Below are 13,951 nucleotides of genomic sequence, written 5' to 3'. Positions count from 1 at the left end.
GTTAACGCTTACGTGGCCGGGATTGCCCAGCCATTGACGGGCTTGATGTAGCCGACGACGGCGAGATGCGCAACGGCTTGCGAGCCACCAAGGCCGATCATTGCCGAAGTTTAACTTTAGGAACCGCCTGAGTCGCGTAGTGTTGGATTAGCAAAAGATGAGGTACCGATGAAAGCGCTCCTGCTCAAATATGCGACTCCCTTCATTGCCGGTCTCTTTCTTGTTTCGCTGGTTTCGGGTGTCGCGCTGTTTTTCCACGTCGGCAACGCCACCTTTCACGGCATGCATGAATGGTTGAGCATGGTGCTCATCCTGCCTTTCGTGCTCCACCTCTGGAAAAACTGGAAGCCGTTGTTTGCCTATTTGAGCGGGGCGCCGATGGCGATTGCGCTGGTCGCATCCGTCGCGCTTGCGCTGCCTTTCGCTACAGGACAAGACCAGGGCGGTCGCGGCGGAGGCCCGCCGCAAATCGTCGTTGCAAGGGCGCTTGCCAAAAGCTCTCCAGCTCAGGTGGCACCGGCTCTCGGCATGCAAGCCGAGCAACTGGTCGCACGGCTCGTCGATTCTGGATTTACGGCAGCGAGCGTCGACCTGTCATTGGCCGAGATCGCCAGCCGGTCTGCCAAGGACGAACAGGCTCTGATGGCGGTGCTGGCGGGCGCGACGCGGCCGCAGCAATGAGGCTTTTTTCAGGATGAGCGCAACAGTCCCAACATCTGAGGAAACCAGATCATGATGATGAACAGACGAGCTTTTTCGGCCGCCCTCGTTGCCGGCGCCGCTGCCACTCTTCTTTCCAGCCGCGGCATGGCCGCGATGGCTGCTCCCGTCAAAGCGCGCAATGTCGTGCTGGCACACGGGCTGTTTGCCGACGGCTCCCGCTGGACCGAGGTGATCGCACGGCTGCAGGTGGCCGGGCTGAATGCGACGGCAGTGCAGAACCCGCTGACGACACTTCCCGAAGCCGCCGCTGCCGTAAAACGAGTGCTCGACCGGCAGGACGGCCCGACTGTGCTGGTCGGCCATTCCTTCGCCGGCATGCTCGTCTGCGAGACCGGTGTGCATGAGAACGTCTCGGCGCTGGTCTATGTAGCGGCCCGGGCGCCCGATGCCGGCGAGGATTATGCTGCCCTTGCCAAGACCTATCCGACGCCGCCGGCTTCGGCCGGCATCGTCTTCGACGGTGACGAGGGCCGCTTGAGCGAAGCCGCTTTCCTCAGGGATTTCGCCGGCGACCTGCCGGAAGCCAGGGCCAAGGTGCTCTATGCCGTGCAGCAGCCGTTCCAGAAGGCGTTGCTCACCGGCAAGACGACCGAGGCCGCCTGGCGCTCCAAGCCGAGCTGGTACGCCGTCTCCACCGAAGACCGGACGATCAATCCCGATCTCGAACGCTTCATGGCCGAGCGCATGGGGGCAAGGACCATCGAGGTAAAGGCCAGCCATCTGTCGCTGATCTCCCATCCCGACGAAATCAGCCGGCTGATCCTCGAGGCTGCGGGGTAGGGCATTTGCGGAACGGTTAACCGTGCAGTGGCTCATCCTACTGCTCATAACCCGCCCCCGTCCTTCGAGGCTCCGGCCTTTGGCCTGCGCACCTCAGGATGAGGGGTGATCACTGTGCCGTGTGGCAGGTGGACCGAACCGTGTCCTGCCAGGCAAAGTGGACTATGGATGCGTCGAGAAGGCGCGATGTGTCTCTCCACCCTCATCCTGAGGTGCCCCGCAGGGGCCTCGAAGGGTGAGGGTGGCCACTGATCTCTCTTTCCACAATGTCATACTGCGGCAGTGTATAGCCGCTCGCCCTAAGTCCCCGCCAGGTAGCCTTGCGCGGCCGGCTGTTTCGCGGGACAAAGCCCGGATGAGCATCCCCACGACACATCCCTTCGCTTTCGATCCCACCTACGGCACGACGCTTGAGGAGCTCCTGGCCGTCGAGCCGCCGGAGGAGCCGGAGGGTTTCGACGCGTTCTGGGAGGCGCGGTATCGGAAGGCGCTGGCGGTGGATCCGCGGCCGGAGTTTTCCCGCAGCGAGTTCAGCCATCCGGACTGGCATGTTCTCGACCTCGTCTATCTCTCGACCGGTGCGTTCAGGATCGGCGGCTGGCTGCTGCTGCCGCAGAAGGGGCAGGTGCGGCGCGGCCTCGTTGTCGGGCATGGTTACGGCGGGCGGGACCGGCCGGATTTCGATCTGCCGGTCGAGGAGACGGCGCTCATCTTTCCCTGCTGCCGCGGGCTGTCGCTTAGCGCCGATCCCGCGATTTCGCAGAATCCATCCTGGCATGTGCTGCACGATATCGACAAGCGGGACTCTTACATCATCGGCGGCTGCGTCGAGGATATCTGGCTTGCCGTCTCGACGCTCGTGGCACTCTATCCCTGGCTTTCGGGCCATATCGGCTACAGCGGCATCAGCTTCGGCGGCGGCGTGGGCGCAATGGCGATCCCCTACGACCCGCGCATCGATCGCGGCCATCTGGCGCTGCCGAGCTTCGGGCATCAGCCGCTGCGGCTCAAGCTGCCGAGCGTCGGCAGTGCCGAGGGGGTGCAGGAGTATCTGGCGAAACACGAAGACGTGCTCTCGACGCTCAGTTTCTACGATGCGGCGACAGCGGCGCGGCGGATCAAGGTGCCGATGCTGACGGCGGTGGCGCTTTTCGATCCCGCCGTCGCGCCGCCCTGCCAGTTCGCTGTCGCAAATGCGATACCGAAATTTAATGAAATCTTCATCCTGGACGCCGGTCATTTCGATTACCCTGGAAGCGCTGAGCAAGAGGCGGGTCTCCGCGACAAGATCGGACAGTTCTTCAGGGTGTCATGAACCGCGAATATCTGCGCTGGTACAGTCAGCGTCTGCATCGGGACATGGAGATGCTGGTGTTCGGCCATGCCGGCGCCAAGGTGCTGGTCTTTCCGACGCGGGAAGGTCGTTTCTTCGAATATGAGCAGCTCGGCCTGGTCGCCAGCCTTGCCGACAAGCTGCAGGCCGGCCACCTCCAGCTCTATTGCATCGAGGGGCTGGCCGCGGACAGCCTCTACGGCTTCCACCACCATCCGGCCGAACGCATCCGCCGGCATGCAGCGCTGGAGGATTACATCCTCCACGAGGTGCTGCCGCTGATGGCTGCGAAGAATGGGCATGACTGCACCATCGTGCATGGATGCAGCCTCGGCGCCTTTCAAGCGGCGAGCCTCGTCTTCCGTCACCCGCATCTCTTCCGCAAGCTGGTCGCCTTTTCAGGCCGCTACGACCTGACGATGAAGGTCGAGTCCTTCGGCGATCTGTTCGACGGCTATTATGATGACAGCGTCTACTTCCACACGCCGACGCATTTCCTGCCTGGTCTCAGCGGCGACTGGCGGCTCGACCGGCTGCGCGAGATCGACATCGTGCTGACCATCGGCGATGCCGATCCCTTCCTCGACAACAACCGCTATCTCAGCCGGCTGCTCGGCGAAAAGAACATTCGCCATCAACTGCATGTCTGGGATGGCCGCGCCCATCGCGCCGGCGCCTGGCAGAAAATGGCGCCGCTTTACGTCTGACGTCCGTGGTACACCCTTTTACCAATGCAGCGCTGCAGTCGCCACCGGCGCGTCCCAGAGCGCGATCTCCTCGTCGGTGAGCAAAGCCAGGGTGATCGATAGTCCCTGCATGTCTAGCGAGGTGACGTAGGTTCCGACCAGTGAGCGCTCGATCGGCATGGCTTTCTCCTCGATAAAACGGCGGGCGCCATTATAGGCGAGGTAGAGTTCGGCAGGCGGCGTGCCGCCGAGGCCATTAACGAACAGCAGTGCTCTGCTGCCCCGTGTCACAGAGATGTCGCCAAAGATGGCCTCGCAGAGATGGCCGATAATGGCGTCGGAGGCAGCGAAGGGCTGCCTGGCATGGCCGGGTTCGCCATGGATGCCGACGCCCATTTCCATCTCCCCCGGTCCGAGCACAAACGTCGTGCGCTCGGTCTGCGGCACCGTCACGCCGTTCAGCGCCACCCCCATCGAGCGGATGCGCGTGTTCAACCCTTCGCCGAGCTGCTTCAGCTCGTCGAGCGGCATGCCACGTTCGGCCGCAGCTCCCAGGATCTTTTCGACGATCAGCGTTCCGGCGACGCCGCGCCGGCCGCGACTCTCGCCTGTTCTCGACGTTTCGATATCATCACTGACGACGACCATGTCGAGGCTGTGGCGGCCGCAGGCCATCTCGATCGCCATTTCGAAATTCATCAGGTCGCCGTCGTAATTCTTGACCACGAGCAGGCAGCCGGCGCCGGTGTCTGCCTCCTCAATGGCGGCAATGATCTGGCTCGGTGTCGGCGAGGTGAAGATATGGCCGACACATGCGGCATCCAGCATGCCCTGGCCGATGAAGCCGATGTGCATCGGTTCATGGCCGGCGCCGCCGCCTGAGATGAGCGCCACCTTGCCCGACGTGAGGTGGCGGCGGCGGATGCATTTGCGCTCGGCCCCGAACACCACGAACGCCTCATGGGCGCGCACGAAGCCTTCGACGCTTTCGGCGACCATGGTTTCCGCAGTGTTCATGAACTTCTTCATCAAGCCCCTCCCAAAGCCAAGCATTACCTTACGTCAGTTCACTGCTCACTCGCCCCTGAAATCGCGACGATCTTCTGCACAAGATCGGAGATCGCCTCTTCGAGCAGGCGGTTTTTCCGGTCATCACCGAAATCAGGCACCATCAGCGACAGGTGCCGCAATTTCTCAGAATGGCCGAGATCCGGCAGCTTGCCGGGATGGGCGGCCTGATAGGCTTCGAGAAAGCGCTCCTCTTCAGCGGCGCTGAAATGGCAGACACGGACGATGGTTGCCAGATGGCGCGCCGGCAGCGGGGTCGCATAGGTCGGACTGGTGATCTGGGTCACGAAGCTGCGATGTTTGCCAAGCGCCGTCGCCAGGCGCTGGCGCGTGCCGGAGGGCCTGTTGTCGATGATCTGCGCCAGAATGGACTTGTAGGCGATAATGGCGTCTTCGGGGTCTTCGCGCGCCATTCTATTCTCCGGCTGCCTTTGTACCATCGGCATTGAGACCGATGATTGCCGAGCTTATCGCGGGACGCCGGGCCGGCGCCACGGAAAAATGCCGGAGGCCAGCGGCGAGTAGCCCCGAGAGATAGCGGGGATCGCCGGCCATGTCGCCGCAGATGCTGACGGGCTTGCCGGCGGCAAGCTTCACCGCCTGGGCAATAAGCCGGAGCACGGCGGGTGCGGCCTTGCCGGCATCGGCATTGATGTCGTCACGGGTGGATGCGGCAAGATATTGTGTGAGATCGTTGGTTCCGAACGAGAAGAACGCCGCCGACCCGAAGGTGTCGAGCATCAATGCGGCCGATGGTACCTCCACCATCATGCCGATCGGCGGCATCCGGTGTGGCAGGGAACGGCGGCCGAGCCTTTCGGCTTCTTCCCGGAATATCTCGCGCATCCTGTCGATTTCGTCGGGAAAAGTCACCATCGGCAGCATCACCGAGAGCCTGCCGTAGACGGCGGCGCGCAGCAGGGCGCGGGCCTGCACACGGGCGATTTCCGGCCGGGCAAGCAGCAGCCGGATGCCGCGCAGGCCCGGGTCGAGAGCCGGCATGTCTTCGAGGCCGGTGAGTGGCTTGTCGCCGCCGATATCGAGCATTCTTATGATCACCGGCTTTTCGCCTGCCTGTTGCAGCACGCGGCGATAGATCGCCAGTTGCCGTTCCTCGTTGGCGGCATCGGCGAGCGAGGTGACCGAAAACTCCGAGCGCATAAGGCCGACGCCCGCCGTTGCCGGATCGAGCGCGTCGATCTCGGCGGGATCGTTGATGTTGATGGAGATGAGGATCGGCACGCTGTCCGCCGTGCGGAGCTCGCCGCTTACGCTTTGCGTGTCGCCGGCAGGCACTTGAGTGGGCGCCGGCGGCGGGGTCAGCATGCCGCCCGCCTGCAGGATGACCGCACCGGCGTCGCCATCCACACTGACTGGATCACCGTCTGCGACTGAAAAGCGCCCGGTGGCGACAACCATCGGCACCGATTTCGCCCGGGCGAGCATGGCGACATGGCCGGCGGTGCTGCCTGCAAACAGCGCGATGCCGCCGCCTTTCGACCAGTCGTGGGCGAGAAAGCGGCTGGGCTCCATGTCCTTGCCGATAAAGATCGAACCGGATGGGAAATCGGTCATCGGGGTGCCGGCGAGCGCCCCGAGCACGCGGTTCTTGATGTCGAGAATATCGACGGCACGCGCCCGCATCTGTTCCTCGTCGGCCGCTTCGAGTTCGCTGACATAGGCGTCGAGCGTGGCGACCCAGGCGAAGACGACGTTCTGGTCCTTTTCCATGCGCGCGCCGGTCGCTTCCGCGATTGTTGGATCTCGCAGCACCTCGATCTGAAAATCGATGATATCGCGGCTTTCGGCATCGGCGCCCTCGGCAAGGCGCTCGAGTTCGCCGATCGAGATATCGATCGCCTTTTCCAGCGCGCCGAATCCGCCGGCGGTTTGAGGCGCGAGACCGGCGTCCGGCCGCTCGGCAGCGGAAGGAGCTTTCGGCTCCTCCGCGAGAAAGGCCGGGCCGGATGCGATGCCCGGGGATGCGCTCTTTGCCTTCAGCCTAAGCGGTTCGGCCATGTTTCTTTTCCTCATCGAAGTTGCGCTCGATGAGTTCCTTCAGCGCGCGGATCGCCTCATCGGCGAGAATGCCGTCGGCGCGGATCCGGAGGATAGACCCTTTGCGGATTCTCGCGTTCATGATCTTGATGATGCTCTTGCCGTTCAGCCAAACGTCGCTGCCGTTGACTGCGACCTCGATCGAACAAGGGAAGGACTTGGCAAGCCGCGTGAAGGTGACGGAGGGGCGGGCATGCAGCCCGACACCGTGCTTGACTTCCACCTCCGTCTGGCAGTTCACGTGCAATGGACCAGGCTCCTGTTTTTCAATACGCAATCCGTTCGCCATCAGGGGGACAGCTCCTCGGCTGTAGCGACGACCTTGGCCAGCGATGCGCCCCCCGATGCTTCGGCAGCAGCGATGACTGCGCCTTCGACCAAAGGCGCGTTGCAGATGGAGACGAGCGCCGAACGGGGAAGCCCCAGCATTTCGATCGCCATCTCGCTGTTGGTTTCGGCGCCGCCGAGATCGACGAAGACCGCGACGCCGGCATCGGACCAGGCGGCTTCGATCGCCCTCAGGATGCCGCCGGCATCGGTGCCGAGTTCGCCGTGGACGTTGCCGCCCGACCAGGCGAGCGGCACGCAGTCGCCGACCATCTGGCGCACCATGTCGGCTATACCCCGCGCCACCAGCGGCGAGTGGGAGACGATCACGATACCCACGTTTGTGGTCCTGGCAGTCATGTCGGTCCTTGCATTCATTGGGGCCGATGCTCCCCGAGATAGCGGCAGATCGCAGTGGTCAGCAGCGCGCAGCTCCACGCGCCGGGATCGACGTGGCCGATCGAACGGTCGCCGAGATAAGCCGCACGCCCGCGCAACGCCTTCATCGCGGCGGTCCTATTGGCGGAGCGTTCTGCCTTGCGGGCGATGTCGCCGAGTGGTGAACGCTTCGCCAGTGCCGCATGCACGGGATAGAGCACGTCGAGTAAGGTCTTGTCGCCCGTATGGGCGCGTCCGCGCCTTGCCACCGCGTCGATCGCCTGTTTCAGCACCTGCGGAAAATCAGCCACTTCCTCACTTTTGCGAAGCTCGCGGCCGATCTCCATCAGCAACGTGCCGTAAAGCGGGCCCGCCGCACCGCCGACATTCATCACCAGCGCCAGGCCGATCTTTTCCACCGCGTCGGGGAAGGGCAGGCTGGACAGGCTCTCGCCCTCGGCGCTCACCGCCTCGCAGCCGCGCCGCATATTGGTTCCATGATCGCCATCGCCGATGGCGCGATCGAGCGCGCAGAGGTGATCGGTATTCTCCGCGATCGTCGCGCGGCACACCTCAATCAATCCTGCCACCAGCATCGGTTCCGCCTGCACTGCCATCCTCCCTGTCGCCACATCTCCCGCGCGGCTCTCTAACTTTACGCCGCTCAGGCGAGGCTTGCCACCACGCCGAACGCGCCGGCAATGGCGACCGCACCGGGATCGGCAACGCCCGCCAGATCCCTTTCGCCGACATAGGAGGCGCGTCCGGCTCTAGCCTTCGTCATCGTCTTGGTCGACTCCGCACCCGCTGCGGCCGCCCTTGCGGCTGCGGCGACATCGCCGGATGCGAGCGCCTGCAGGGCAGGTGAGAGCGCATCAACCATTGTCCGGTCGCCGACTGAGGCTCCGCCATAGAACGTCATCCTGTCGAGCCCGGCAAGAAGGGCGGAAGATATATCGGCCTTGTCGGCCATCGCCTTTGCCGCCGCAGTGAAGAAGATCGACAGCAGCACGCCGCTCGATCCGCCCATGCTGGTGCCGAGGATATCGCCGAGCGAGGCGAGCGTTGCCGCCGGCCGGTCGAGCGGCAGCATGTCCAGGCGCGCAAGCACGCTGCGGGCGCCCGTCGCTACCGTCGAGCCGGTATCGCCGTCGCCGACGCGGCCGTCCAGCCTGTTGAGTTCGCTTTCCTGCGAAATCAGATGCTCACAGAGCGCCGTGATCAGGCGACGGTTGCGGCTGTCCTCCCCGGCCAGTGCCGCGCCGTTCAATCCGGCTGATGTTTTCGGCGCGGCGATGATCTGGATCTCGTGGAGCTCGACGGCCGGCATCCAGGCATGCGGCTCGACCGTAGCCGTCAGCGCCGCTTCACGCGCGGCATCCAGCCGGATCAGCGACAGCGAGAAACCATTCATGTTGAGCGCAGTCATCATCGGCGCCGGGCCGATGATCAGCCGGATGCGGCGGCCAAGCGATGAGGACAGCACGGCATTGGCGATAACGTTCATTTCGAGCGGCGGCACGGCGCCGAGATTGTTGATGAGGAGGGCGTGATTTGCCCCCTCACGCAGCGCAGGCGACAGGCGCGCCACCATGGTGGCGACGATATCGGCAATTGGCTGCAACGCGATGCGCTCAAGGCCGGGCTCGCCATGAATGCCGAGCCCGAGTTCGCCTTCATCAGCGCCGAGACGGTCTTCATGCGCCTGGCCGGGCACGCTGCAGGTTGAGAGAGACATGCCGAGCGAGACGATGTCGCCGGCGGCTGCCGCGGCGTGGGCTGCGACAGTCTTCAGGTCCTCGCCCCTTTCGGCGTGATAGCCAACGATCTTATGCACGAAAAGCGTGCCGGCGACGCCGCGCGGCTGGTTGATGCCGGGGATGGCGATGTCGTCGGCGACGATCACCATCTCGACGTCAAAGCCTTCGGCGCGCGCCTTTTCGGCGGCGAGGCCGAAATTCAAGCGGTCGCCGGTGTAGTTCTTGACGATCAGCAGGGCGCCCTTCGGACCCGTCACGGCGCGAATCGCCGTCAGCACGGCATCGACGCTCGGGGACGCGAAGATTTCACCGGAGACGGCTGCCGTCAGCATGCCCTTGCCGACGAAGCCAGCATGCGAAGGCTCATGGCCGGCGCCGCCGCCGGAGATAATTGCCACCTTCGACTTGTCCCAGTCCGCGCGCAGGATCACCTTGATGTCGGGAAAACTGTCGAGGCGGGCGAGACGACCGTTGCCGCTCGTCAGAAGCAGACCGTCCAGAGCTTCGGTAACGATGGTTTCCCTGCGGTTGAAAAAGTGTTTCATCGATTGAGACCCGTCTGTTTGTTTTTCATGCCGTCGTCATGTGTGTTTGCCGGTCAGGATAGGCGCTGTCCAGCCGCATCGAAATAAAGCGGATCGCGCAGCGTCAGGCTGATCCGGTCGCCCGGCGCGATCGCGAGATATGGATCTGCAAGTGTGACGAGCTTGTGATTGCCAGCTCTAATATGGAGATGGTTCTGGTCGCCGAGATGCTCGATCCAGTCGATCTCGGCATTGGCGTCCTTGCCGACAATGATATCGAGATGTTCGGTGCGGGCGCCGACTGTTTTTGTGCCAGCCGGCGGCCGGCCCCCGGGAAGCAGGTCCGCCGGCAGAAGGTTGATATGCGGCTGGCCGAGGCGGGCGGCGACATGCAGGTTGGCGGGATTGCCGTAGATTTCGCGCGGCGTTCCCACCTGCATCAGCCGGCCCTCGGCAACGATGCCGATACGGTCGGCCATGGTCATGGCTTCCACCTGGTCGTGGGTGACATAGAGCAGCGTCGAGCCCAACTCCTTCTGGATCCGCTTCAGTTCCAGGCGGAGTTCGGCGCGCAGCTTGGCGTCGAGCGAGGACAGGGGCTCGTCCATCAGATAGATGGCCGGCCGGCGCACCAGTGCCCGGCCGATCGCGACACGCTGCATCTCGCCGCCGGAAAGCCTGGTCGAGCGGTTCGCGAGTTTATGTTCGATCCGGACCATGCGCGCGACCTCGCGCACGCGGCGGTCGATCATCTCGACGCTCAGCTTGCGCACAGGCGCCTTCAGCGGGAAGGCGAGGTTCTCGTAAACCGTCATGTGCGGATAGAGAGAATATTGCTGGAAGACGAAGGCGACGTCGCGTTCGGCTGGCGCCTCAGTGGCGACATTGCGGCCGCCGATTTCGATGTGACCGCTGTCCGGCTTTTCCAAGCCGGCGATCAGCCGCAGCGTCGTGGTCTTGCCGGCGCCTGTGGGACCGAGCAGCACGACGAATTCGCCGTCGCGGATCGACAGATCGAGATCGGCCAAAGCCTGAGTATCGCCGAAGCGCTTGGCGAGGTTCCTAAGGACGACATCAGCCATTCCGGGCCTCCTGATAGAGCTGGGATGCCACCGCGCGGCCCGACGTGCGGTCGAAGAGCGTGAGTTTCGCCGGGTTGAATTCCAGGCCGACGGTCTCGCCGATCCGGAAGGTGCGATTGGCGGGGACGCGGGCCTTTATCAGGCTGCCCCGAGTTTCAACGGCCACGACCTGATTGGTGCCGAGATATTCGCTGCCGTAGACGGCGCCGCGAAGGGGCGACGCATCGCTGAAGCGGATATGCTCCGGCCGCACGCCGAGCGCCAGCTCGCTCTCGGCCATGTCCTGATGGATTTCGGGAACAGCGACATCGACGCCATCGAGCAGGATGGACGTGTCGCCGCTTTTCAGGCCCGAGGTGAAGCGGATGAAGTTCATCGGCGGCGAGCCGATGAAATCGGCGACATACATGGTCGCGGGCTTGGCATAGATCTCCTGCGGCGTGCCGAACTGCTCGATGACGCCATGGTTCATGACGGCGATCTTGTCGGCCATCGCCATTGCCTCGTGCTGGTCATGGGTGACGTACACGGTGGTGGCATGGATGCGGTTGTGCAGTTCGCGCAGCTCGTGGACCATGACCTCGCGGAACTCGGCGTCGAGCGTGCCGAGCGGCTCGTCCATCAGGAAGCATTTTGGGCGCCGGACGATGGCGCGGCCGAGCGCCACACGCTGCCGGTCGCCGCCGGCAAGTCCGGAGACCGAGCGGTTGAGAATATGATCGATCTGCAGCAGCCGCGCGGTCTCTTCGACGCGCTGACGGATTTCGGCCTTGGGCATGCCCTGCGACAGCAAGGGGAAGCCGATATTCTTGCGTACATTCATATGCGGGTAGAGCGCGAAGAGCTGGAAGACGAAGGCTATGTCGCGGGCGCTGGCGCGGTTGAAGGTGACGTCCTCGCCGTCGAGATAGATCTTGCCGCTCGAGGGCAGCTCGAGGCCGGCGATCATCCGAAGCGTCGTCGTCTTGCCGCAGCCTGATGGACCGAGCAGCGCCAGGAACTCGCCGTCATGGACGGTGAAGCTCGAATCCTGAACGGCAACGAAGCTGCCGAATTCCTTGCGGAGATTCTCAATCCGGATGTCCGCCATGGTTCACTCCGCGAATTTCGAAACGATGATGAACATGACGGTGCCTGCAAGCAGGGTGACCAGCGAATAGGTGTAGAGCACCAACAGGAAGGGCTGGAACAGCATCAGGAAGCCGAGCCCGATCAGCACGGTGGCGATGGCCTCCATCGGGCCGCGCCGCAAGAAGAACGGCCGTTTCGGACGGGCAGGGGTGCGTGTTTCGATCAGATGGTTCATTTGCGGACGGCTCCGAAGGTGATGCCGCGCAGCAGCTGCTTGCGCAGAAGGATGGTGAAGACGAGGATCGGGATCAGGAAGATCGTCGTGCCGGCGGCGACGGCCGGCCAGTCCTGTCCTCCTTCGCCGATGATCGTCGGGATGAAGGGCGGCGCGGTCTGGGCCTCGCCTGAGGTCAGCAGGGCGGCAAACGCATATTCGTTCCAGGCGAAGATCAGGCAAAAGATCGCGGTGGCGGCGATGCCGGTCGTTGCCTGCGGCAGCACGACCTTGCGGAAGGCCTGCAGCCGCGTATAGCCGTCGATCATCGCCGCTTCCTCGTATTCGCGCGGGATCTCGTCGATGAAGCCCTTGAGCAGCCAGACGGCGAGCGAGACATTGACCGCGGTGTAGAGCAGGATCATGCCGAGTGCCGTGTCCGACAGGCCGAGCTCGCGATACATCAGGTAGATCGGGATGGCGACGGCGATCGGGGGCATCATGCGCGTCGACAGGATGAAGAACAGCAGGTCGTCGGCGAGCGGCACCTTGAAGCGGGAAAAGCCATAGGCGGCGAGCGTGCCGAGGAAGACCGCGAGGAAGGTGGAGCCGAAGGCGATGACAAGCGAATTGACGAAGCGCGGCACGAAATTCGACGGGCCTGCTATCACCATGTTCCGCTTGCGCGTCACCTCATCGCAGGTGCCGACCGGCGCCGGCAGCGAGGCGATATAATCCGGCGTCTGCCGGGTGCGCGTCGTGAACAGGTTGCAATAGCCCTCGAGCGACGGGGTAAAGACGATCTTGGGTGGATAGCTGATCGAATCCGGCGGCGACTTGATGCTGGTCAGGAAGATCCAGACGAGCGGGATGAGGGTGATCAGCGCGTAAAGCACGACGATGGTGCCGGCGACGCGCTTGTTGGATGCGCTCGGTTCGACGACCGAATGGGCGGAGTTGGCGGCACTCATCGTTGCTTCACCTTGTTCAATGCCTTGACGTAGATGTTGGCGAGGCCGAACACCGCGACGAAGAGGATGATGGCGAAGGCCGAGGCCCGGCCGGTCGCCCAGCTTTCGAAGGCGGCGCGTTTAAGGGTGATCGAGGCGACTTCGGTGACCGAACCCGGCCCGCCGCCGGTGAGTAGCGTCACCATGTCGAACATCTTGAAATTCTCGATGCCGCGGAAGAGCACGGCGAGCATGATGAAGGGCAGGGCCATCGGCACGGTGATCGACCAGAATTGGCGCCATGGCGAGGCACGGTCGACCTCGGCCGCCTCGTAGATATAGTCGGGGATCGAGCGCAGGCCGGCGAGGCAGATCAGCATCACATAGGGTGTCCACATCCAGGTATCGACGATGACGATCGCCCAGGGCGCCAGAGAGACGTTGCCGAGCATCTGGATATCGGAAGTCGGAATGCCTGACACCAGCGACACGGCATAGGCGAAGAGCCCGATCTGCGGCTCGTAGAGAAAGCGCCAGAAATTGCCGACCACGGCGGGCGACAGCATCATCGGGATCAGGATGATCGTCGTCCAGAAGGCATGGCCGCGAAACTTGCGGTCGATCAGGTAGGCGAGCGTGAAGCCGATCACCGTCTGCAGCAGGATCGTCCAGAAGACGAAATGTGCGGTGGTCTGCATCGCCTGCCAGATATCGGGATCGTTGAGGACGCGCTCGTAATTCCCAAGGCCGACGCCCTGTACCGGCGCATTCGGCCGATTGGCGCGATAATTGGTGAAGGAGAGATAGATCGCCCATAGCAGCGGGAAGATGTTGATCGCCAAGAGCAGGCTGATGGCTGGCGCAATGAACAGCCAGGCGATCGCCCTGTCCGAGAGGCCGCGGACACGCCGGGCGACCGAGAGCGGCGTTGCCTTTGCTGTCGCGTCGGCTGCCTTCTCCATGATGGAAGAATGGGAAATGGTCAAGTCTTCACCCG

The 13,951-nt window shown here is 63.5% G+C and carries 16 protein-coding genes; 4 read left to right on the top strand and 12 right to left on the bottom strand.

Translation table 11 applies throughout. The features are described 5' to 3' along the window. Positions 1–168: 168 nt before the first annotated feature. The 4 genes from J2J99_RS13245 (at position 169) to J2J99_RS13230 (ending at position 3,543) form a co-directional block, all read left to right on the top strand. Positions 169–681, top strand: coding sequence for a DUF4405 domain-containing protein (locus J2J99_RS13245; RefSeq protein WP_168299420.1), 513 nt, complete (start codon positions 169–171; stop codon positions 679–681). A gap of 51 nt (positions 682–732) precedes the next feature. Beyond that, positions 733–1,503 carry an alpha/beta fold hydrolase gene (locus J2J99_RS13240; RefSeq protein WP_168299425.1) on the top strand — a complete coding sequence of 257 codons (771 nt, stop codon included), beginning with the start codon at positions 733–735 and terminating at the stop codon, positions 1,501–1,503. Positions 1,504–1,858: 355 nt separating this feature from the next. Then, positions 1,859–2,818, top strand: coding sequence for an acetylxylan esterase (locus J2J99_RS13235; protein WP_168299431.1), 960 nt, complete (start codon positions 1,859–1,861; stop codon positions 2,816–2,818). Beyond that, entirely contained in the window at positions 2,815–3,543 is a 729-nt protein-coding gene (locus tag J2J99_RS13230) for an esterase family protein (RefSeq protein ID WP_168299438.1), read from the top strand. The genes J2J99_RS13235 and J2J99_RS13230 overlap by 4 nt, the downstream gene beginning before the upstream one ends. Before the next feature lie 18 nt (positions 3,544–3,561). Here J2J99_RS13230 and J2J99_RS13225 read toward each other — a convergent pair whose 3' ends face one another. Genes J2J99_RS13225 through J2J99_RS13170 form a run of 12 tightly spaced genes read right to left on the bottom strand, consistent with a single transcriptional unit; the run spans position 3,562 to position 13,940 of the window. Then, positions 3,562–4,551: a dihydroxyacetone kinase subunit DhaK gene (locus tag J2J99_RS13225; protein ID WP_168299443.1), complete on the bottom strand. Its 990-nt coding sequence runs from the start codon at positions 4,549–4,551 to the stop codon at positions 3,562–3,564. Between the two features lie 38 nt (positions 4,552–4,589). Beyond that, complete coding sequence (locus J2J99_RS13220; protein WP_168299445.1) at positions 4,590–5,003, bottom strand: hypothetical protein; 414 nt, start codon at positions 5,001–5,003, stop codon at positions 4,590–4,592. Between the two features lies 1 nt (position 5,004). Continuing rightward, positions 5,005–6,609 (bottom strand): putative PEP-binding protein, encoded by a 1,605-nt coding sequence (locus tag J2J99_RS13215; RefSeq protein ID WP_168299450.1) that lies wholly within the window; start codon positions 6,607–6,609, stop codon positions 5,005–5,007. Beyond that, positions 6,593–6,937 carry an HPr family phosphocarrier protein gene (locus tag J2J99_RS13210; protein ID WP_168299460.1) on the bottom strand — a complete coding sequence of 115 codons (345 nt, stop codon included), beginning with the start codon at positions 6,935–6,937 and terminating at the stop codon, positions 6,593–6,595. Before J2J99_RS13210 ends, J2J99_RS13215 begins: the two co-directional genes overlap by 17 nt. Beyond that, entirely contained in the window at positions 6,937–7,335 is a 399-nt protein-coding gene (gene dhaM / locus J2J99_RS13205; RefSeq protein WP_168299476.1) for a dihydroxyacetone kinase phosphoryl donor subunit DhaM, read from the bottom strand. Before dhaM ends, J2J99_RS13210 begins: the two co-directional genes overlap by 1 nt. Before the next feature lie 14 nt (positions 7,336–7,349). Beyond that, the gene (gene dhaL, locus J2J99_RS13200) at positions 7,350–7,970 is read right to left on the bottom strand and encodes a dihydroxyacetone kinase subunit DhaL (protein WP_168299480.1); all 621 of its coding nucleotides are present in this window, start codon (positions 7,968–7,970) and stop codon (positions 7,350–7,352) included. Between the two features lie 47 nt (positions 7,971–8,017). Continuing rightward, entirely contained in the window at positions 8,018–9,658 is a 1,641-nt protein-coding gene (locus tag J2J99_RS13195; protein WP_168299482.1) for a dihydroxyacetone kinase subunit DhaK, read from the bottom strand. Positions 9,659–9,711: 53 nt separating this feature from the next. Then, entirely contained in the window at positions 9,712–10,719 is a 1,008-nt protein-coding gene (locus J2J99_RS13190) for an ABC transporter ATP-binding protein (RefSeq protein WP_168299484.1), read from the bottom strand. After that, a complete protein-coding gene (locus J2J99_RS13185) occupies positions 10,712–11,809 on the bottom strand; it encodes an ABC transporter ATP-binding protein (RefSeq protein WP_168299495.1) in 1,098 nt (365 codons plus the stop codon). The genes J2J99_RS13190 and J2J99_RS13185 overlap by 8 nt, the downstream gene beginning before the upstream one ends. A 3-nt stretch (positions 11,810–11,812) precedes the next feature. Further along, positions 11,813–12,025, bottom strand: a complete 213-nt coding sequence (locus J2J99_RS13180) for a hypothetical protein (RefSeq protein WP_168299497.1) — start codon at positions 12,023–12,025, stop codon at positions 11,813–11,815. After that, positions 12,022–12,975 (bottom strand): carbohydrate ABC transporter permease, encoded by a 954-nt coding sequence (locus J2J99_RS13175; RefSeq protein ID WP_168299499.1) that lies wholly within the window; start codon positions 12,973–12,975, stop codon positions 12,022–12,024. The genes J2J99_RS13180 and J2J99_RS13175 overlap by 4 nt, the downstream gene beginning before the upstream one ends. Continuing rightward, positions 12,972–13,940, bottom strand: coding sequence for a carbohydrate ABC transporter permease (locus J2J99_RS13170; RefSeq protein WP_168299518.1), 969 nt, complete (start codon positions 13,938–13,940; stop codon positions 12,972–12,974). Before J2J99_RS13170 ends, J2J99_RS13175 begins: the two co-directional genes overlap by 4 nt. Positions 13,941–13,951 lie beyond the last annotated feature (11 nt).

This window comes from Rhizobium binae, from assembly GCF_017357225.1.
Classification (GTDB): Bacteria; Pseudomonadota; Alphaproteobacteria; order Rhizobiales; family Rhizobiaceae; genus Rhizobium; species Rhizobium binae.
The sequence above is the reverse complement of the archived record's forward strand: the minus strand, read 5'-3'. Positions and strand labels throughout refer to the sequence as shown.